This is a genomic window from Pseudomonas sp. C11 (assembly GCF_034683865.1).
In the GTDB taxonomy this organism is placed as follows: Bacteria; Pseudomonadota; Gammaproteobacteria; order Pseudomonadales; family Pseudomonadaceae; genus Aquipseudomonas.
On record NZ_JAWIIP010000007.1, the window covers coordinates 188,164 to 207,305 of the forward strand.

Annotated in this window: 20 protein-coding genes; all 20 read left to right on the forward strand. The window is 60.7% G+C overall.

Features of this window, described 5'->3' with window-relative positions:
- Window positions 1–22: 22 nt before the first annotated feature.
- The 20 genes from VC352_RS13325 (at window position 23) to VC352_RS13420 (ending at window position 18,959) form a co-directional block, all read left to right on the forward strand.
- The gene (locus VC352_RS13325) at window positions 23–1,057 is read left to right on the forward strand and encodes a proline racemase family protein (RefSeq protein ID WP_322980037.1); all 1,035 of its coding nucleotides are present in this window, start codon (window positions 23–25) and stop codon (window positions 1,055–1,057) included.
- 761 nt (window positions 1,058–1,818) lie between these two features.
- Window positions 1,819–3,711 carry a tRNA uridine-5-carboxymethylaminomethyl(34) synthesis enzyme MnmG gene (gene mnmG / locus VC352_RS13330; RefSeq protein WP_322980038.1) on the forward strand — a complete coding sequence of 631 codons (1,893 nt, stop codon included), beginning with the start codon at window positions 1,819–1,821 and terminating at the stop codon, window positions 3,709–3,711.
- Window positions 3,708–4,355 carry a 16S rRNA (guanine(527)-N(7))-methyltransferase RsmG gene (gene rsmG / locus VC352_RS13335; protein WP_322980125.1) on the forward strand — a complete coding sequence of 216 codons (648 nt, stop codon included), beginning with the start codon at window positions 3,708–3,710 and terminating at the stop codon, window positions 4,353–4,355. The genes mnmG and rsmG overlap by 4 nt, the downstream gene beginning before the upstream one ends.
- A 12-nt stretch (window positions 4,356–4,367) precedes the next feature.
- Window positions 4,368–5,156, forward strand: coding sequence for a ParA family protein (locus tag VC352_RS13340; RefSeq protein WP_322980039.1), 789 nt, complete (start codon window positions 4,368–4,370; stop codon window positions 5,154–5,156).
- Window positions 5,157–5,166: 10 nt separating this feature from the next.
- Window positions 5,167–6,036, forward strand: coding sequence for a ParB/RepB/Spo0J family partition protein (locus VC352_RS13345; RefSeq protein ID WP_322980040.1), 870 nt, complete (start codon window positions 5,167–5,169; stop codon window positions 6,034–6,036).
- A gap of 159 nt (window positions 6,037–6,195) precedes the next feature.
- Window positions 6,196–6,600 (forward strand): F0F1 ATP synthase subunit I, encoded by a 405-nt coding sequence (locus VC352_RS13350; RefSeq protein ID WP_416340171.1) that lies wholly within the window; start codon window positions 6,196–6,198, stop codon window positions 6,598–6,600.
- 17 nt (window positions 6,601–6,617) lie between these two features.
- Window positions 6,618–7,484 carry a F0F1 ATP synthase subunit A gene (gene atpB, locus VC352_RS13355; protein WP_322980042.1) on the forward strand — a complete coding sequence of 289 codons (867 nt, stop codon included), beginning with the start codon at window positions 6,618–6,620 and terminating at the stop codon, window positions 7,482–7,484.
- A gap of 151 nt (window positions 7,485–7,635) precedes the next feature.
- Window positions 7,636–7,893 carry a F0F1 ATP synthase subunit C gene (atpE, locus tag VC352_RS13360; RefSeq protein WP_003097235.1) on the forward strand — a complete coding sequence of 86 codons (258 nt, stop codon included), beginning with the start codon at window positions 7,636–7,638 and terminating at the stop codon, window positions 7,891–7,893.
- Between the two features lie 56 nt (window positions 7,894–7,949).
- On the forward strand, window positions 7,950–8,420 hold the full coding sequence (locus VC352_RS13365; RefSeq protein ID WP_322980043.1) for a F0F1 ATP synthase subunit B: 471 nt from the start codon (window positions 7,950–7,952) through the stop codon (window positions 8,418–8,420).
- A 14-nt stretch (window positions 8,421–8,434) separates the two neighbouring features.
- Complete coding sequence (locus tag VC352_RS13370) at window positions 8,435–8,971, forward strand: F0F1 ATP synthase subunit delta (protein ID WP_013717980.1); 537 nt, start codon at window positions 8,435–8,437, stop codon at window positions 8,969–8,971.
- A 21-nt stretch (window positions 8,972–8,992) separates the two neighbouring features.
- Window positions 8,993–10,537, forward strand: coding sequence for a F0F1 ATP synthase subunit alpha (gene atpA, locus VC352_RS13375; RefSeq protein ID WP_322980044.1), 1,545 nt, complete (start codon window positions 8,993–8,995; stop codon window positions 10,535–10,537).
- Window positions 10,538–10,587: 50 nt separating this feature from the next.
- On the forward strand, window positions 10,588–11,448 hold the full coding sequence (gene atpG / locus VC352_RS13380) for a F0F1 ATP synthase subunit gamma (RefSeq protein ID WP_013717978.1): 861 nt from the start codon (window positions 10,588–10,590) through the stop codon (window positions 11,446–11,448).
- Window positions 11,449–11,478: 30 nt separating this feature from the next.
- Entirely contained in the window at window positions 11,479–12,855 is a 1,377-nt protein-coding gene (atpD, locus tag VC352_RS13385; RefSeq protein ID WP_268180114.1) for a F0F1 ATP synthase subunit beta, read from the forward strand.
- An 80-nt stretch (window positions 12,856–12,935) separates the two neighbouring features.
- Window positions 12,936–13,361 (forward strand): F0F1 ATP synthase subunit epsilon, encoded by a 426-nt coding sequence (locus VC352_RS13390; protein WP_322980045.1) that lies wholly within the window; start codon window positions 12,936–12,938, stop codon window positions 13,359–13,361.
- A gap of 117 nt (window positions 13,362–13,478) precedes the next feature.
- Window positions 13,479–14,840: a bifunctional UDP-N-acetylglucosamine diphosphorylase/glucosamine-1-phosphate N-acetyltransferase GlmU gene (glmU, locus tag VC352_RS13395; RefSeq protein WP_322980046.1), complete on the forward strand. Its 1,362-nt coding sequence runs from the start codon at window positions 13,479–13,481 to the stop codon at window positions 14,838–14,840.
- A gap of 14 nt (window positions 14,841–14,854) precedes the next feature.
- Window positions 14,855–15,364 (forward strand): M23 family metallopeptidase, encoded by a 510-nt coding sequence (locus VC352_RS13400; RefSeq protein ID WP_322980047.1) that lies wholly within the window; start codon window positions 14,855–14,857, stop codon window positions 15,362–15,364.
- Between the two features lie 50 nt (window positions 15,365–15,414).
- Entirely contained in the window at window positions 15,415–16,026 is a 612-nt protein-coding gene (locus tag VC352_RS13405; RefSeq protein ID WP_322980048.1) for a LysE family transporter, read from the forward strand.
- 73 nt (window positions 16,027–16,099) lie between these two features.
- Complete coding sequence (locus tag VC352_RS13410; RefSeq protein ID WP_322980049.1) at window positions 16,100–16,870, forward strand: DeoR/GlpR family DNA-binding transcription regulator; 771 nt, start codon at window positions 16,100–16,102, stop codon at window positions 16,868–16,870.
- Window positions 16,871–16,881: 11 nt separating this feature from the next.
- A complete protein-coding gene (gene glmS, locus VC352_RS13415) occupies window positions 16,882–18,732 on the forward strand; it encodes a glutamine--fructose-6-phosphate transaminase (isomerizing) (RefSeq protein WP_322980050.1) in 1,851 nt (616 codons plus the stop codon).
- Window positions 18,729–18,959, forward strand: a complete 231-nt coding sequence (locus VC352_RS13420; RefSeq protein ID WP_119692619.1) for a hypothetical protein — start codon at window positions 18,729–18,731, stop codon at window positions 18,957–18,959. The genes glmS and VC352_RS13420 overlap by 4 nt, the downstream gene beginning before the upstream one ends.
- The last annotated feature ends 183 nt before the right edge of the window (window positions 18,960–19,142 follow it).

The following is a 19,142-nucleotide window of genomic DNA, read 5'->3' on the forward strand; positions in this document are numbered from 1 at the left end:
GGGCAAACCTGCGAGAAGTGCCATGAATTTCAAACGAATGATCAATGTGGTCGGCGTGCACGCGGCTGGCGAGCGAAACGACGTCATCACCGGCGGTGTGCTCGACGTTCCCGGCAAGACCATGTTCGACAAAATGAAGTACCTGGAAAACGAAGCGGACGACATCCGCAAGTTTCTCCTCCAGGAGCCCCGCGGCAGTGTCACACAGTGCGTGAACCTGGTGCTGCCGTCTTCCCATCCGGAAGCGGACGCCGGCTTCGTCATCATGGAGTCCGAGTACTACGTGCCGATGTCCGGCACCAACACCATCTGCACGGTGACCGCGCTGCTGGAGACAGGCATGATCCCGATGCAGGAGCCGATAACCCGGCTGACCCTAGAGGCTCCCGGCGGGCTGGTGCGTATCGAGGCCCATTGCAAGGCAGGCAAGTGCATCAGCGTGAAGTTCAGCAACGTCCCCTGTTTCGTTTTCGCGCTCGACAAGCACATCGAGGTTCCGGGGCTGGGTACGCTCAAGGTCGACGTGGCCTATGGCGGTATGATCTACGTGCTGGCCGATGCCCAGGCGCTGGGCTTCGACATCACCCCGGACGAAGCGGCGACCCTGGTGAGCGTCGGCGAGACGATCAAGGCCGCCGCGGCAGAGCAGATTCCGGCCGTCCACCCGGAACAGCCGGAAATCCACACCATCAACCAGACGCTGTTCGCAGGTCCGCTACGCGACACGCCCGAAGGCAAGCGCTCGCGCAATGGAGTGATCGTTTCCCCGGGCCGCCTGGATCGTTCGCCCTGCGGCACTGGTACGAGCGCTCGCTTGGCGGTCATGCATTCCCGTGGACAGATCAAGCCGGGCGAACGCTTCGTGCATGAATCGATCATCGGCACCGAGTTCACCGGCGAGATCGCCGAGACACTGACTGTCGGTGGGCAACCGGGCATCCGTCCGACCATCTCCGGCAACGCCTGGATCACGGGTTTCCACCAATACGTCCTAGATCACAGCGATCCTTTCCCCACCGGTTTCACACTGAGCGATACCTGGCGCAAGAGCCAATAAAACTCTCATCTTCCCCCGCCCATATCTTCTGCCTTGGGTGGGGGCTTTTTCAGATCGCCACTCGCGAGTCGTCCTGCCGTCGATTTCCACGCACCTGCTTGGTGCGCCTTACATCTACCCCCTGTCACGCCTTCGGCATCGATCGTATGAGTACTGCGAAATGTATTCGCTGACTGACGTCGATCTTCCCCCGCTAACGAACGTAGCCACCAAATGTGCTTGACGATCACCCGCTTCCTGCAATCGGCGGGCTCTCCAAGCATGTACCAAGCTCACGTCGATCAACGCCCACCACATATTTTTTGAGTTATTCAGGCCCAAATAAACCCTGTGGAAAACCTCCCATAAACCCTGCCCATAACCCTATGACAAAGCTGGGCGTAACCATGCCTGTGGGTAAGCAGCACTTCCATCCACAATGGTTAAGCAGCTTTCTCAGTGGAACCCAGCAGGAACGACACAGGCTTATCATTCTCTGTACAGCAGAATCTGTAAGGCTTACAGCGGTTTATCCACAGAAAGGCATGGCTCTATACATAAACATAAAGAACAAGCTTTATAAAAATTCTCTCTTTATATTCTTTATAAGCCTGAACGTATTTCTCACCGGGCAGAGGGTGATCAGGTAGTGATGCTCGTGAGTCAGGCCAGCACTGACCGATTGGCTATTTTTTGTGCAGAAGGCTTCATTCAGCAGGCTTAAGTCCCTATACTTGCCGCCTTTCTGAAAACCCCCTTTCTCAACAGGCACGAGGTGCGTGGTGGATTTCCCTTCCCGTTTTGACGTGATCGTGATCGGTGGCGGTCATGCCGGTACCGAAGCAGCCCTGGCTGCAGCACGCATGGGCGTGAAGACCCTGCTGCTCACCCATAATGTCGAGACCCTCGGCCAAATGAGCTGCAACCCGGCCATCGGTGGGATCGGCAAGAGCCATCTGGTCAAGGAAATCGATGCGCTCGGTGGCGCCATGGCCACTGCTACCGACAAGGGCGGCATCCAGTTCCGTATCCTCAACAGCCGCAAGGGCCCAGCCGTGCGTGCCACTCGCGCCCAGGCTGATCGCGTGCTGTACAAAGCAGCGGTACGCGAGATTCTGGAAAACCAGGCCAACCTGTGGATTTTTCAACAGGCAGCCGATGACCTGATTGTGGAAAACACTCAGGTCAAAGGCGTGGTTACCCAGATGGGCCTCAGATTCCATGCGGATTCCGTGGTGTTGACCACAGGCACTTTCCTCGGTGGACTTATCCACATTGGCCTGCAGAATTACTCCGGTGGCCGTGCTGGCGACCCACCCTCCATCGCTCTGGCCCATCGCCTGCGTGAGCTGCCGCTGCGTGTCGGCCGCCTGAAGACCGGCACGCCGCCGCGTATCGACGGCCGCTCCGTGGATTTCTCGGTGATGACCGAGCAGCCAGGTGATACCCCAACGCCGCTGATGTCCTTCCTCGGCAAGCGTGAGCACCAGCCGCAGCAGATCAGTTGCTGGATCACCCACACCAACGCACGTACCCACGAGATCATCGCGGCGAACCTCGACCGTTCGCCGATGTATTCCGGTGTGATCGAAGGCGTCGGCCCGCGCTATTGCCCGTCGATCGAGGACAAGATCCACCGCTTCGCCGACAAGGACAGCCACCAGGTGTTCATCGAGCCGGAAGGCCTGACCACCCATGAGCTGTACCCCAATGGCATCTCCACCTCGCTGCCGTTCGATGTGCAGCTGCAGGTGGTGCGCAGCATCCGTGGCATGGAAAACGCACACATCATGCGTCCCGGTTACGCCATCGAGTACGACTACTTCGACCCTCGTGATCTCAAGTACAGCCTGGAAACCAAGGTCATCGGCGGTCTGTTCTTCGCCGGCCAGATCAATGGCACCACTGGCTATGAAGAGGCGGGTGCGCAGGGCTTGCTGGCCGGCTGCAATGCCGCTCTGCGTGCACAGGGCAAAGAGGCCTGGTGCCCGCGTCGTGACGAGGCCTACATCGGTGTGCTGGTCGACGATCTGATCACCCTCGGCACCCAGGAGCCCTACCGCATGTTCACCTCGCGTGCCGAATACCGGTTGATTCTGCGTGAGGACAACGCCGACTTGCGCCTGACCGAGAAAGGTCGCGAACTGGGTCTGGTTGACGACGAGCGTTGGGCGGCCTTCGAGGCCAAGCGCGAAGGCATCGTGCAGGAAGAGCAGCGCCTGAAGAGCACCTGGGTACGCCCGGGCACGCCGCAGGGCGATGCCATCGCCGCGCGCTTCGGTACGCCACTGGCTCACGAATACAACCTGCTCAACCTGCTGGCCCGCCCGGAAATCGACTACGCCGCCCTGGCTGAAGTAACCGAAGCCCCGGCTGTGGATAACCAGGTCGCCGAACAGGTCGAGATCAAGACCAAATACGCCGGTTATATCGACCGCCAGCAGGATGAGATCGCCAAGCTGCGTGCCAGTGAGGACACCAAGCTGCCGGAATATCTGGACTACAGCACCATTTCCGGGCTGTCCAAGGAAATTCAGTTCAAGCTGAGCAACACTCGCCCGGCCACCCTTGGCCAGGCTGGGCGGATCCCCGGCGTTACGCCGGCGGCGATTTCCCTGCTGCTGATTCACCTGAAGAAGCGCAGCGCCGGACAGAAACTGGAGCAGAGCGCCTGATGTCGGTCACTCAACGTCACGCCGAAGAACTGCTCCAGGGCGCCCGTGAGCTCGGTATCGAGCTCAGCGCCTTGCAGCAGGAACAACTGCTCGCCTACCTGGGGCTGCTGATCAAGTGGAACAAGGCCTACAACCTCACCGCCGTGCGCGACCCCGACGAAATGGTCTCGCGCCATCTGCTCGACAGCCTGTCGGTGGTGCCGTTCGTGGCCGAGCGTGGGGATAACTGGCTGGACGTCGGCAGTGGCGGCGGTATGCCCGGTATTCCGCTGGCGATCATGTTCCCCGAACGGCACTTCACCCTGCTCGACTCCAACGGCAAGAAGACCCGTTTTCTCGTCCAGGTGAAGCTGGAGCTGAAACTCGCCAACCTCGAGGTTGTCCACAACCGGGTCGAAGCGTACCGACCCGAGCAACCTTTCGATGGCATCAGCTCGCGGGCTTTCAGCAGCCTGGAAGATTTCAGCAACTGGACGCGTCACCTCGGCAATGCCGACACCCAATGGCTGGCGATGAAGGGCGTACACCCGGATGACGAGCTGCAGGCACTGCCGGCGGACTTCCGTCTCAGTGCCACGCATGTGCTGCGGGTTCCCGGTTGCCAAGGCCAGCGCCATCTGTTGATACTGCGTCGCTCGGTCTAAGGGGGAAGGAAGATGGCCAAGGTATTCGCGATCGCCAATCAGAAAGGCGGCGTGGGCAAGACCACGACGTGCATCAACCTGGCTGCTTCTCTGGTGGCGACCAAGCGCCGCGTGCTGCTGATCGACCTCGATCCTCAGGGCAACGCGACCATGGGCAGTGGTGTCGACAAGCACGCCCTGGAGCATTCGATCTATGACGTGCTGATCGGTGAGTGCGATCTGAGCGACGCCATGCAGTTTTCCGAGCACGGCGGCTACCAGTTGCTGCCGGCCAACCGCGACCTCACCGCCGCCGAAGTTGCCCTGCTGGAAATGAAGATGAAGGAAAGCCGCCTGCGTTATGCCCTGGCGCCGATCCGCGAGAACTACGACTACATCCTCATCGACTGCCCGCCGTCGCTGAACATGCTGACCATCAACGCCCTGGTCGCCGCCGACGGCGTGATCATCCCCATGCAGTGCGAGTATTACGCGCTGGAGGGGCTTTCCGATCTGGTCAACAGCATTCAGCGCATCGGTGAACTGCTCAATCCCAAGCTGCAGATCGAAGGTCTGCTGCGCACCATGTACGACCCGCGCATCAGCCTGACCAACGACGTCACGGCTCAGCTCAAGGAACACTTCGGCGACAAACTGTACGACGCCGTGATTCCGCGCAACGTGCGCCTGGCCGAGGCGCCGAGTTTCGGCATGCCGGCGTTGGTTTATGACAAACAATCCCGTGGCGCCATCGCCTACCTGGCCTTGGCCGGCGAGCTGGTGCGCCGTCAGCGCGCCGCCGCGAAAACCGCTACCGCTTAAGGAATATCGCATGGCTGCGAAGAAACGAGGTCTGGGTCGAGGTCTGGACGCCCTGCTTGGCGGCAACACCGTCAGCGCACTGCAGGAAGAGGCCGCCCAGGTCGACACGCGCGAGCTGCAATACGTGCCCCTGGAGCTGATCCAGCGCGGCAAGTATCAGCCGCGTCGTGACATGGATCAGACCGCGCTGGAAGAGCTGGCGGCTTCGATCCGTGCCCAGGGTGTCATGCAGCCCATCGTGCTGCGCCCCATCGGCGGCGGTCGCTTCGAAATCGTCGCCGGTGAACGCCGTTGGCGAGCCAGCCAACTGGCCGGCCAGGACAAGATCCCGGCCATGGTGCGCGAGCTGCCCGACGAGGCCGCCATCGCCATGGCGCTGATCGAGAACATCCAGCGCGAGGATCTCAATCCGATCGAGGAAGCCGTGGCCCTGCAGCGCCTGCAGCAGGAATTCGAGCTGACCCAGCAACAGGTCGCCGATGCCGTCGGTAAATCCCGCGTCACCATCACCAACTTGCTGCGTCTGATCGCCCTGCCGGAAGAGATCAAGACCCTGCTCGCCCATGGTGATCTGGAGATGGGCCATGCCCGTGCCCTGCTCGGTTTGCCCCTCGAACAGCAGATCGAAGCTGCGCGACACGTTGTCGCACGTGGCCTCACCGTGCGTCAGACCGAAGCCCTGGTGCGCCAGTGGCTCTCCGCCAAACCGGCTCCCGTCAAAGCCAAGGCCGATCCGGATATCAGCCGCCTGGAACAGCGCCTGGCAGAGCGCCTGGGCTCGCCGGTGCAGATAAAACACGGTGCCAAGGGCAAAGGCCAGTTGGTGATCCGTTACAACTCCCTCGACGAATTGCAGGGCGTGCTCGCCCATATCCGCTGAAACAATTCGGCACACCTGGCCGTGTAGCGCACGGTCGGAAAACACTACCTGGCAGTTGAATGGGGGGCATACGCCCCCTATACTCTGCGCGCAATTTTGTTGGCACTTTTTATGCCAATTCATTGATTTAAAGCGGTCGATAGTCGAGGTCAACTGTTGATGGAACGCCGCATGCCGAAGCGCTTGCCCTTCCATCGTCTACCGGTTTTTCCGGTGCTGGTGGCCCAACTCATCGTCCTGCTACTGGCCGCTGCGCTGTGCTGGCAATGGCGAGGCAACGTAGCCGGTTATTCGGCGCTGCTCGGCGGGATGATCGCCTGGCTGCCGAATATGTATTTCGCCCACAAGGCGTTCCGTTACAGCGGGGCGCGGGCTGCTAGGGAAATCGTCCGTTCTTTTTATGCGGGCGAAGCGGGAAAACTGATTCTGACGTTCGTGCTCTTCGCACTGGCGTTTGCGGGCGTGAAACCCCTGGAGGCACCGATGTTGTTCGGTGTCTACCTGCTGACCCTGATGGTCAGCTGGTTCGCCCCGCTGCTGATAACGAAATTTTCAAGACCTTAAAGCGTTCGAGGCAAATAATGGCAGCAGAAACCGCTTCGGGTTACATCCAGCACCACCTCACCAACCTGACCTATGGTCAGCACCCGGTGAATGGCTGGAGTTTCGCCCACACCGCACAGGAAGCCAAAGAAATGGGCTTCTGGGCCTTCCACGTAGACACCCTGGCGGTGTCGGTGGTTCTCGGCCTGATCTTCATCGTTCTGTTCCGTCTGGCGGCTCGCAAGGCCACCTCGGATCAGCCTGGCGGTCTGCAGAACTTCGTCGAAGTTCTGGTCGAGTTCGTCGACGGCAGCGTCAAGGACACCTTCCACGGTCGTAACCCGCTCATCGCTCCGCTGGCCCTGACCATCTTCGTCTGGGTCTTCCTGATGAACTTCATGGACCTGATCCCGGTTGACTGGCTGCCGAAACTGGCTGCCACCATCGCTGGCGACCCGCACCTGTACTTCCGCGTGGTACCGACCACCGACCCGAACGCCACCCTGGGCCTGGCCCTGTCGGTCTTTGCCCTGCTGCTGTTCTACAGCGTCAAGGTCAAAGGCATCGGCGGCTTCCTCGGTGAGCTGACCCTGCATCCGTTCAGCAGCAAGAACATGGCCGTGCAGATCGTTCTGATTCCGGTCAACTTCCTGCTCGAGTTCGTCACCCTGATCGCCAAGCCGGTTTCCCTGGCACTGCGACTGTTCGGCAACCTGTATGCCGGCGAGCTGATCTTCATCCTGATCGCCATCATGTTCAGCGGCGGCATGCTGCTGGGCTCGCTGGGTGGTGTGCTGCAAGTGGCCTGGGCCATCTTCCACATCCTGATCATCGTGCTGCAGGCATTCATCTTCATGATGCTGACCATCGTCTATCTGTCGATGGCGCACGAAGACAGCCACTAAGGCTGTCAGTGAGGTTCCTCGGCACCGCCCAGGCGGTGCCGGCCAGGACAACCCCCCACTGCCTGCGGGCGTGAGGGCGCTGTAAACAAACGATTTCGCTTTACCGCTTCAACAAAAACCTAACCAATACGACTGTAAGTCGGGAGGAAAAATGGAAACTGTAGTTGGTTTGACCGCTATCGCCGTTGCACTGCTGATCGGCCTGGGTGCCCTGGGTACCGCCATTGGTTTCGGTCTGCTGGGTGGCAAATTCCTGGAAGGCGCTGCGCGTCAGCCGGAAATGGTCCCGATGCTGCAAGTCAAAATGTTCATCGTCGCCGGTCTGCTGGACGCCGTGACCATGATCGGTGTTGGTATCGCACTGTTCTTCACCTTCGCGAACCCCTTCGTTGGTCAAATCGCAGGCTAATTCACTCGTTTTCGAGTGAATTGGTGTGACGGACAACGAACGAGCGAGGTGTTGGCGTGAACATTAATGCAACCCTGATAGGCCAGTCCGTTGCCTTCTTCATCTTCGTGCTGTTCTGCATGAAGTACGTGTGGCCTCCGGTCATTACGGCTTTGCAGGAGCGTCAGAAGAAGATCGCAGACGGCTTGGACGCTGCCAACCGCGCGGCTCGTGATCTGGAGCTGGCCCACGAGAAAGTGGCCCAGCAACTGCGCGAAGCCAAAGGGCAGGCTGCCGAAATCATCGAGCAAGCCAATAAGCGTGCTGCTCAGATCGTCGACGAAGCCCGTGATCAGGCCCGTGTCGAAGCTGACCGCGTGAAGGCTCAGGCTCAGGCCGAGATCGAACAGGAAATCAACGGCATCAAAGACGCCCTGCGTGCCCAAGTGGGTAGCCTGGCAGTCAGCGGTGCGGAGAAGATCCTGGGCGTATCCATCGACCAAAACGCGCATGCGGAGCTGGTTAACAAACTGGCAGCCGAAATTTAAGCGAGGGCGCGATCATGGCAGAACTGACCACGCTGGCCCGACCTTACGCTAAGGCTGCCTTCGAGCACGCCCAGGCCCACCAGCAACTGGCCAATTGGTCAGCCATGCTCGGCCTGGCTGCGGCGGTGTCGCTCGACGACACCATGCAGCGCGTGCTCAAGGCCCCGCGTCTGACGAGTACAGAAAAGGCCACCACCTTCAACGAGGTGTGTGGTGACAAGTTCGACGCCCAGGCACAGAACTTCATCCGCGTTATCGCCGAGAACGACCGTCTGGCCCTGTTGCCGGACATCTTCGCCCTGTTCGAGCTGTACAAGGCCGAGCAGGAGAAGTCGATCGACGTGGATGTAACTAGTGCCTTCGCATTGAGCGATGAACAGCAAGACAAACTCGCCAAGGTTCTCAGTGCACGGCTCGGCCGAGAAGTGCGTCTGCACGCCGCGGAAGATGCCACCCTGATCGGTGGTGTACTGATCCGCGCCGGCGACCTGGTAATCGATGGCTCTGTTCGCGGCAAGCTCGCGAAACTGGCCGAAGCATTGAAATCTTGAGTTTGAAGGGGCAGCAGAGCTATGCAGCAACTCAATCCTTCCGAAATTAGTGAAATCATCAAGGGGCGCATCGAGAAACTCGACGTCGCCTCCCAAGCCCGCAACGAAGGCACCATCGTCTCCGTTTCCGACGGCATCGTGCGCATCTACGGTCTGGCCGACGTCATGTACGGCGAAATGATCGAGTTCCCGGACGGCGTCTACGGTATGGCGCTGAACCTGGAGCAAGACTCCGTGGGTGCTGTAGTGCTGGGTGCTTACACCAGCCTTGCAGAAGGCATGAGCGCCAAGTGCACCGGCCGCATCCTGGAAGTCCCGGTTGGTCCGGAACTGCTGGGTCGCGTGGTCGATGCCCTGGGTAACCCGATCGACGGCAAAGGCCCGATCAACGCGCAGGCTACTGACGCTGTTGAGAAGGTTGCACCGGGCGTGATCTGGCGTAAGTCGGTCGACCAGCCGGTACAGACCGGTTACAAGTCGGTCGATGCCATGATCCCGGTAGGCCGTGGCCAGCGTGAGCTGATCATCGGTGACCGTCAGATCGGTAAGACGGCTCTGGCCGTCGACGCCATCATCAACCAGAAAGACAGCGGCATCCGCTGCGTCTACGTGGCAATCGGTCAGAAGCAATCGACCATCGCCAACGTCGTGCGCAAGCTGGAAGAATCCGGTGCGCTGGCCAACACCATCGTGGTCGCCGCTTCCGCTTCCGAATCCGCTGCACTGCAGTTCCTGGCTCCTTACGCCGGTTGCACCATGGGCGAATACTTCCGCGACCGCGGCGAAGACGCTCTGATCGTGTACGACGACCTGTCCAAGCAGGCCGTGGCTTACCGCCAGATCTCCCTGCTGCTGCGCCGTCCGCCAGGCCGTGAAGCCTACCCGGGCGACGTGTTCTATCTCCACAGCCGTCTGCTGGAGCGCGCTTCCCGCGTTTCCGAAGAGTACGTCGAGAAGTTCACCAATGGCGCCGTGACTGGCAAGACCGGTTCCCTGACCGCTCTGCCGATCATCGAAACCCAGGCTGGCGACGTTTCCGCGTTCGTTCCGACCAACGTGATCTCGATCACCGACGGTCAGATCTTCCTGGAATCGGCCATGTTCAACTCGGGTATCCGTCCGGCCGTCAACGCCGGTATCTCGGTATCCCGTGTGGGTGGTGCAGCCCAGACCAAGATCATCAAGAAGCTCTCCGGTGGTATCCGTACCGCTCTGGCTCAGTACCGTGAACTGGCAGCATTCGCTCAGTTCGCCTCTGACCTGGACGAAGCCACCCGCAAGCAGCTCGAGCACGGTCAACGTGTTACCGAACTGATGAAGCAGAAGCAGTACGCGCCCATGTCGATCGCCGACATGTCCGTGTCCCTGTACGCTGCCGAGCGCGGCTTCCTGACCGACGTGGAAGTGAACAAAGTTGGCGCCTTCGAAGCAGCCCTGCTGGGCTACTTCAACCGTGAGCTGGCCGATCTGATGGCCAAGATCAACGTGAAAGGTGACTTCAACGACGAAATCGACGCGGGCATCAAAGCCGGTATCGAGAAGTTCAAAGCCACCCAAACCTGGTAAGCCGCAGCGGGCGTCGCAAGACGCCCGCCTGCTAACCCGATAGGTGTGAAATGGCAGGCGCAAAAGAGATTCGCAGCAAGATTGCGAGCATCAAAAGCACGCAGAAGATCACCAGCGCCATGGAAAAAGTGGCGGTCAGCAAAATGCGCAAGGCTCAACAGCGCATGGCAGCTAGCCGTCCCTACGCGGAGCGTATCCGCCAGGTGATTGGTCATCTGGCCAACGCCAACCCGGAGTACCGCCATCCCTTCATGATCGAGCGCCCTGTTAAGCGCGCCGGTTATGTGGTGGTGAGCAGTGACCGTGGTCTGTGCGGTGGCTTGAACACCAACCTGTTCAAGGCCCTGGTCAAGGACATGGCGAAAGATCGCGAGCAAGGCGTGGAGATCGATCTCTGCGTGATTGGCTCCAAAGGCGCGGCATTCTTCCGCAACTTTGGTGGCAATGTCGTCGCTGCGATCAGCCACCTCGGTGAAGAGCCGTCGATCAATGACCTGATCGGTAGTGTCAAGGTCATGCTCGACGCTTACCTCGAGGGGCGTATCGACCGTCTGTCCGTGGTCTCGAACAAGTTCATCAATACCATGACGCAGAAGCCTACAGTGGAGCAGTTGGTTCCCCTGGTGGCCGATCCGGATCAAGACCTCAAGCATCACTGGGACTATCTGTACGAGCCCGATGCCAAGGAACTGCTCGATGGCCTGATGGTTCGCTATGTCGAATCGCAGGTTTACCAGGCAGTGGTCGAGAACAGTGCGGCCGAGCAGGCTGCGCGGATGATCGCGATGAAGAACGCCACCGACAACGCTGGCCAGCTCATCAAAGACCTGCAGCTGATCTACAACAAGGCGCGTCAGGCAGCGATCACCCAAGAGATTTCGGAAATCGTCGGCGGCGCTGCCGCGGTTTAAGAACGGTTCAAATATTCAGAGGAACCAAAGATGAGTAGCGGACGTATCGTTCAAATCATCGGCGCCGTTATCGACGTGGAATTCCCGCGTGATCAGGTGCCAGCCGTATACGAGGCGCTGAAAGTAGTCGGCGCCGAAACCACCCTGGAAGTTCAGCAGCAGCTGGGCGACGGCGTGGTACGTACCATTGCGATGGGTTCGACCGAAGGCCTCAAGCGCGGTCTGGACATCACCCGTACCCACAAGGCCATCTCGGTACCGGTCGGTAAAGCGACCCTGGGCCGTATCATGGACGTACTGGGCAACCCGATCGACGAAGCCGGCCCCATCGGTGAAGAAGAGCAGTGGGAAATCCACCGCGCTGCACCGAGCTATGCCGAGCAAGCCGGCGGTAACGACCTGCTGGAAACCGGCATCAAGGTTATCGACCTGGTCTGCCCGTTCGCCAAGGGCGGTAAAGTGGGTCTGTTCGGTGGTGCCGGTGTCGGCAAGACCGTAAACATGATGGAACTGATCCGTAACATCGCCATCGAGCACAGCGGTTATTCCGTGTTCGCCGGTGTGGGTGAGCGTACTCGTGAGGGTAACGACTTCTACCACGAGATGAAGGACTCCAACGTTCTCGACAAGGTAGCCCTGGTCTACGGTCAGATGAACGAGCCACCAGGCAACCGTCTGCGCGTAGCACTGACTGGCCTGACCATGGCCGAGAAGTTCCGTGACGAAGGCCGTGACGTTTTGCTGTTCGTCGACAACATCTATCGTTACACCCTCGCCGGTACCGAAGTATCCGCACTGCTCGGCCGTATGCCGTCGGCAGTAGGTTACCAGCCGACTCTGGCCGAAGAGATGGGCGTTCTGCAGGAGCGTATTACCTCCACCAAGAAAGGCTCCATTACTTCGATCCAGGCCGTATACGTACCTGCGGACGACCTGACCGACCCGAGCCCGGCGACCACCTTCGCCCACTTGGACGCCACCGTCGTACTGTCCCGTGACATCGCTTCCCTGGGTATCTACCCGGCCGTTGACCCGCTGGACTCCACCAGCCGTCAGCTGGATCCGAACGTCATCGGTAACGAGCACTACGAAACCGCTCGTGGTGTTCAGTACGTGCTGCAGCGTTACAAGGAACTGAAGGACATCATCGCCATCCTGGGTATGGACGAGCTGTCCGAAGCGGACAAGCAGCTGGTATCGCGCGCTCGTAAGATCCAGCGCTTCCTGTCCCAGCCGTTCTTCGTGGCCGAAGTCTTCACCGGTTCGCCAGGCAAGTACGTTTCCCTCAAGGACACCATCGCTGGCTTCAGCGGCATCCTCAAGGGCGACTACGACCACCTGCCGGAGCAGGCTTTCTACATGGTCGGCAGCATCGACGAAGCCATCGAGAAAGCGAAGAAACTGTAATCACCCACGCGCCTGGCAACGGGCGCGTCAGGTTTGTGGATAACTCAGGTTGTCCACAGCCTGTAACCTGAGGCAAGCGTATGGCTATGACAGTCCATTGCGATATCGTCAGCGCGGAAGCGGAGATCTTCTCCGGCCTGGTGGAGATGGTGATTGCGCACGGCAACCTGGGTGATCTGGGTATCGCTCCGGGCCACGCGCCGCTGATCACTGACCTGAAACCGGGTCCGATCCGCCTGATCAAGCAAGGTGGCGAGGACGAGGTGTTCTACATCTCCGGTGGTTTCCTCGAAGTGCAGCCGAACATGGTCAAGGTTCTCGCCGACACCGTGCAGCGCGCCGCCGACATCGACGAAGCCGCTGCTCAGGAGGCCCTCAAGGCCGCTGAGAAGGCGCTGAGCGAGCAGGGTTCTGAGTTCAACTACAGTTCCGCCGCCGCTCACCTGGCCGAAGTCGCAGCTCAGCTGCGTACCGTCCAGCAGCTGCGCAAGAAGTTCGGCGGTTGATACCACCGGCTTCAATCGCTGTTTGAGAAAGGGTAGCCTTGGCTACCCTTTTTCTTTTTCTGCCGTTTGATTCTGCTGGCACCTCGCGTGCCGGTGGTCGCCAAGGAATCTTCGTTCATGTCGCTCGATATCGTCATCCTCGCTGCCGGCCAAGGCACCCGCATGCGTTCCGCTTTGCCCAAGGTGCTGCACCCGGTGGCTGACAAGCCCATGCTCGGTCATGTCATCCACACCGCGCGCAGCCTGCAGCCGAGCAGCATTCAGGTGGTGATCGGCCATGGCGCCGACAAGGTGCGCGAGCGACTGGCGGCCGACGACCTGAATTTCGTCATCCAGGCCGAACAACTCGGTACCGGCCATGCCGTGGCCCAGGCCCTGCCGCAGCTCAGTGCTGAGACCGTGCTGATTCTCTATGGCGATGTCCCGCTGATCGAACCCGTGACCCTGCAGCGTCTGCTGGCACTGGTCAGCGACGATCAACTGGGCCTGCTCACCGTCGAGCTGGCTGACCCGACGGGTTACGGGCGTATCGTCCGGGATGGCAGCGGTGTGGTGCAGGCCATCGTCGAGCACAAGGACGCCAGCGAAGCGCAGCGACAGATCCGCGAAGGCAACACCGGCATCCTCGCCGTGCCGGGCAAGCGCCTGGCCGACTGGCTGGGGCGTCTGTCCAACAGCAATGCCCAGGGCGAGTACTACCTGACCGACGTGATCGCCATGGCCGTGGCCGATGGCCTGACCGTCGCCACCGAGCGTGCCGCAGACGAGATGGAGGTGCTGGGCGCCAATGACCGTATTCAGCTCGCGCAGCTCGAATCTCACTACCAGCAGCGCATGGCCCGTCGCCTGATGGCGCAGGGCGTGACCCTGCGCGATCCACAGCGCTTCGATGTACGCGGTGAGGTGACGGTGGGCCGCGACGTGACCATCGACATCAACGTCATCCTCGAAGGCAAGGTGATCATCGAGGACGATGTGCAGATCGGCCCGAACTGCGTGATCAAGGACTCGGTGCTGCGCAAGGGCGCCATCGTTAAGGCCAACAGCCATCTGGAAGGTGCGGAGATGGGCGAGGGCGCTGATTGCGGCCCGTTCGCCCGTCTGCGCCCCGGTACCAAGTTGGGCGCCAAGGCCCATGTGGGTAACTTCGTCGAACTGAAGAACGCGGTCATGGGCGAGGGCGCCAAGGCTGGCCATCTGAGCTACCTGGGCGATGCCGAGATCGGTGCGCGCACCAACATCGGCGCCGGCACCATCACCTGCAACTATGACGGTGCCAACAAATTCCGCACTGTCATGGGCGAGGACGTCTTCATTGGTTCCAACAGTGCGCTGGTGGCTCCGGTAACGCTAGGTGACCGCGCCACCACGGGCGCCGGCTCGGTGGTGACCAGCGATGTACCGGCCGACACGCTGGCCGTCGGCCGCGCCAAGCAGCGCAATATCGAAGGCTGGAAGCGGCCGACCAAGAAGGCCTGAAGGAGCCGGCAAGGATGCCACTGCGTAAACGTTGGATCGTGCTCGTATTGTTGCTGACCTGGGGCGTGCTACCTGAATGGCCGCGAATTCCGGTGGAAGGTGCCAGTGCCCGAGATTGGAATCCGCAGACCTTCTGGTTCGAGCCCTGGGGCCGTTCCGGTGTGCACAAGGGCATCGATATATTCGCCAAGCTGGGTACACCCGTGCGTGCTACCAGCTACGGTGTGGTGCTGTTCCGCGGAGAAATCCAGCAAGGTGGCAAGGTTGTGCTGGTGCTGGGCCCTAAGTGGCGTCTGCACTATTACGCCCATTTGCACAGCATCGACGTCTATCCAGGCCAGCCACTGCTGACTGGCAGTCTGCTCGGTAGCGTTGGCGACACGGGGAACGCACGCGGCAAACCGGCCCATCTACACTACTCGCTCGTCAGCTTGCTGCCATTGCCTTGGCGCGCGGACGACTCGACCCAGGGCTGGAAGAAAATGTTCTACCTCGATCCCAACGCGATTCTGCCGATTCGTTGAGGAGTCCGAGGCCTGCTTGTTGATAACTTCGCGTAGCCAGGAGCTTTGGCATGTTCGGTGTGACGGATTACGCCGCCTTCGTGGTGGCCTTCATCATTCTGCTGGCGATTCCCGGGCCGGGTAACCTGGCGTTGATTCTGTCCACCGGCAAGGGCGGTATTCGCGGTGGGCTGGCCTCGACCTTCGGCATCATCTTCGGCGACCAGGTGCTGTTGTGGCTGGCGGTGGCCGGCGTTGCCGCCCTGCTCAAAGCCTATCCTGCGGCCTTTCATCTGGTGCAGTGGCTCGGTGCGGCCTACCTGGTCTATCTGGGGTTACGCATGATCCTGGCCAAACCCGGTGCAGCGCCGACGCTGGAGATCAAGCCACGCCGTTACCTGTGGCAAACCCTGGTGATCACCGTGTTCAATCCCAAGGCCATCATCTTCTACATGGCCTTCTTCCCACTGTTCATCGACCCCGAGCGACATCAGGGGCTGGTGACGTTCGCTTTCATGGCCGTGACCATCATGGCGCTGACCTTCCTCTATGGCCTGCTGATCGTGCTGCTGACGCACTTTCTCGCCGAGCGCATGCGCGCCAATCCGCGAATTGCCAGAGGTCTGGAGAAACTGGCAGGGCTTTGTCTGGTCGGTTTCGGGGTCAAACTGACGCTGAACTGAGCGACGGACGCTTGCGGGCTTTTCGATCATATGTTTTGATTCGCGCCATTATCTTTCGAATCGAAACTTAAGCATGTCGAAGCGCAACACGCCGCAACGTCGCCACACCATTCTCGCCTTGCTCGCCGAGCAGGGCGAAGTGTCCGTGGACGCCCTGGCGCAGCACTTTGCCACCAGCGAAGTGACCATTCGCAAGGATCTCGCCGCCCTGGAAAAGAACGGCCTGCTGTTGCGTCGTTACGGCGGCGCTGTGCCCGTACCACAGGAACTGATCGGCGAGCCGACGCAGCCCATTTCCCCGCATAAGCAGGCCATCGCCCGCACCGGTGTGGCGCGTATCCGCGAGCATGCGCGCATCATCATCGACAGCGGCACCACCACGGCAGCGATGATTCCGCAGCTTGGCCACAAGCCCGGCCTGGTGGTAATGACCAACTCGCTCAACGTGGCCAACGCCCTACGCGAACTTGAGCACGAGCCGGTGCTGCTGATGACCGGCGGCACCTGGGATCCGCATTCCGAGTCGTTCCAGGGCCAGGTCGCCGAACAGGTGCTGCGCTCCTACGACTTCGACCAACTGTTCATCGGCGCCGACGGCATCGACCTGGCGCGTGGCACCACCACTTTCAATGAGCTGCTGGGCTTGTCGCGGGTCATGGCCGAAGTGGCACGCGAAGTCATCGTCATGGTCGAAAGCGACAAGATCGGCCGGCGCATTCCCAACCTGGAGCTGCCCTGGAGCAGCGTCCATACCCTGATCACCGACGAGCGCCTGGATGCCCAGGCCGCCGAACAGATACGCGCGCGCGGCATCCAGCTGATCCTCGCGCCGCTGGAAAACTGAAGGAGAGCACCATGTGCGGAATCGTAGGCGCCATCGCCGAGCGCAACATCACCCCGGTATTGGTCGAAGGGCTCAAGCGCCTGGAGTATCGCGGCTATGACAGCGCCGGCGTGGCGTTACTGACCGAACAGGGCGCGCTGGATCGTCGCCGCCGGGTCGGCAAGGTCAGCGAACTGCAGGCCGCCCTGCAGGCCGAACCGCTGGCTGGGCGTCTGGGCATCGCCCATACCCGCTGGGCCACTCATGGCGCGCCGAGCGAGCGTAACGCCCACCCACATTTCTCCGGGCACGAGCTGGCCGTGGTGCACAACGGCATCATCGAGAACCACGAAGAGCTGCGCGAGCGCCTCAAGGGCCTGGGCTACGTCTTCACCTCGGACACCGATACCGAAACCATCGTCCACCTGCTCGATCACAAGTTGCAGCAGCTCGGCGACCTGACCGCCGCGCTCAAGGCCGCGATTCCCGAGTTGCATGGCGCCTATGGCCTGGCGGTGATCAGCGCCAAACAGCCGGATCGTCTGCTCGCCGCGCGCAGTGGCAGCCCGCTGGTGATCGGTCTGGGTCTGGGCGAAAACTTCCTCGCTTCCGATCAACTGGCTCTGCGCCAGGTCACCGACCGCTTCATGTACCTGGAAGAAGGCGATATCGCCGAAATCTGTCGCGACAGCGTGCAGATCTGGGACGCCGCTGGCCAGCCGGTGCAGCGCGAAGCCGTGCAGTACCACGAAGGCGCCGAGGCCGCCGACAAGGGCGAGTACCGCCACTTCATGCTCAAGGAGATCCACGAGCAGCCCAAGGTGGTACAGCGCACCCTGGAAGGCCGCCTGGGCAGTGATCACGTACTGGTGCAGGCCTTCGGCCCACAGGCCGCCGAGCTGTTCGCCAAGGTCAAGAACGTGCAGATCGTCGCCTGCGGCACCAGCTACCACGCCGGCATGGTCGCCCGTTACTGGCTGGAAGAGCTGGCTGGCATTCCCTGTCAGGTCGAAGTGGCCAGCGAGTTCCGCTACCGCAAGGTGGTGGTACAGCCGGATACCCTGTTCGTCAGCGTCTCGCAGTCAGGCGAGACCGCCGACACCCTGGCCGCGCTGCGTAATGCCAAGGAGAAGGCACCGGGGCAGGGCGGCTACCTGGCCAGCCTGGTGATCTGCAACGTCGGCACCAGCTCACTGGTGCGTGAATCCGACCTGTGCCTGCTGACCCAGGCTGGCCCGGAAATCGGCGTGGCCTCGACCAAGGCCTTCACCACCCAACTGGTCGGCCTGATGCTGCTGACCCTGGCCCTCGGTCAGGTGCACGGTACGCTGGACAAAGCGCTGGAAGCACAGGTGGTCGAAGAACTGCGCCGCCTGCCGACCCGCCTGGGCGAAGCGCTGGCCATGGACAAGACCGTGGAGAAAATCTCCGAATTGTTCGCCGAGAAGCACCACAGCCTGTTCCTGGGTCGTGGTGCGCAGTACCCGGTAGCCATGGAAGGGGCGCTTAAGCTCAAGGAAATCTCCTATATCCACGCCGAAGCCTATCCCGCTGGCGAGCTCAAGCACGGCCCGCTGGCCCTGGTCGACGCCGACATGCCGGTGGTTACCGTGGCGCCGAACAACGAGCTGCTGGAAAAGCTCAAGTCCAACCTGCAGGAAGTGCGCGCCCGGGGCGGCGAGCTGATCGTCTTCGCTGACCAGCAGGCTGGCATGAGCAACGGCGAGGGCACCCATGTGGTGGCCATGCCGCATATCCACGACCTGCTCGCGCCCATCCTCTACACCGTGCCGCTGCAGTTGCTGTCGTATTACGTTGCCGTGCTCAAGGGCACCGACGTCGACCAGCCGCGTAACCTGGCCAAGAGCGTGACAGTCGAATGAAGCGCCAGGACGTGATCGAGCGGTTGGCCGATGGCGTGGTTTTCCACACCCAGGTCATGGTCAACCCGGCCAATACCAGCGAATGGATCGTGTTCTTCAACAAGGATGCGGGCCGCAGCTTCTTTCTGGTGGACGATGCTGAGCAGGTGCAGACCTTTACCAGTCTGGATGCGTTGATGGTCGAGCTGCGCGGCTTGGGCATCAAACGGGTGGAAGTACAGCTCTGAATAGTTGCTCACAGTTGGCGTGGATCAAGCTGTGGATATCCTCGTGACAGTTGGCTGAAGCCATTGCGAATAGGGCCTTACAGCCAGTTGTACAGAAAGTGCTCGCCAGCTTGCCCACTATCCACAGGGTGATTGGATAAGTCGCTTCCTATCCTGTTGATAAAGCGCTGAAAGCCATACATA

Excerpts from the sequence above, each read along its gene's own strand:
- atpG (WP_013717978.1), top strand. The coding sequence starts at position 10,588 with ATGGCAGGCGCAAAAGAGATTCGCAGCAAGATTGCGAGCATCAAAAGC.
- atpE (WP_003097235.1), top strand. The coding sequence starts at position 7,636 with ATGGAAACTGTAGTTGGTTTGACCGCTATCGCCGTTGCACTGCTGATC.
- glmU (WP_322980046.1), top strand. The coding sequence starts at position 13,479 with ATGTCGCTCGATATCGTCATCCTCGCTGCCGGCCAAGGCACCCGCATG.
- VC352_RS13350 (WP_416340171.1), top strand. The coding sequence starts at position 6,196 with ATGGAACGCCGCATGCCGAAGCGCTTGCCCTTCCATCGTCTACCGGTT.
- VC352_RS13400 (WP_322980047.1), top strand. The coding sequence starts at position 14,855 with ATGCCACTGCGTAAACGTTGGATCGTGCTCGTATTGTTGCTGACCTGG.
- VC352_RS13370 (WP_013717980.1), top strand. The coding sequence starts at position 8,435 with ATGGCAGAACTGACCACGCTGGCCCGACCTTACGCTAAGGCTGCCTTC.
- glmS (WP_322980050.1), top strand. The coding sequence starts at position 16,882 with ATGTGCGGAATCGTAGGCGCCATCGCCGAGCGCAACATCACCCCGGTA.
- VC352_RS13410 (WP_322980049.1), top strand. The coding sequence starts at position 16,100 with ATGTCGAAGCGCAACACGCCGCAACGTCGCCACACCATTCTCGCCTTG.
- VC352_RS13405 (WP_322980048.1), top strand. The coding sequence starts at position 15,415 with ATGTTCGGTGTGACGGATTACGCCGCCTTCGTGGTGGCCTTCATCATT.
- atpD (WP_268180114.1), top strand. The coding sequence starts at position 11,479 with ATGAGTAGCGGACGTATCGTTCAAATCATCGGCGCCGTTATCGACGTG.
- VC352_RS13325 (WP_322980037.1), top strand. The coding sequence starts at position 23 with ATGAATTTCAAACGAATGATCAATGTGGTCGGCGTGCACGCGGCTGGC.
- atpB (WP_322980042.1), top strand. The coding sequence starts at position 6,618 with ATGGCAGCAGAAACCGCTTCGGGTTACATCCAGCACCACCTCACCAAC.
- VC352_RS13345 (WP_322980040.1), top strand. The coding sequence starts at position 5,167 with ATGGCTGCGAAGAAACGAGGTCTGGGTCGAGGTCTGGACGCCCTGCTT.
- VC352_RS13420 (WP_119692619.1), top strand. The coding sequence starts at position 18,729 with ATGAAGCGCCAGGACGTGATCGAGCGGTTGGCCGATGGCGTGGTTTTC.
- VC352_RS13340 (WP_322980039.1), top strand. The coding sequence starts at position 4,368 with ATGGCCAAGGTATTCGCGATCGCCAATCAGAAAGGCGGCGTGGGCAAG.
- atpA (WP_322980044.1), top strand. The coding sequence starts at position 8,993 with ATGCAGCAACTCAATCCTTCCGAAATTAGTGAAATCATCAAGGGGCGC.
- VC352_RS13390 (WP_322980045.1), top strand. The coding sequence starts at position 12,936 with ATGGCTATGACAGTCCATTGCGATATCGTCAGCGCGGAAGCGGAGATC.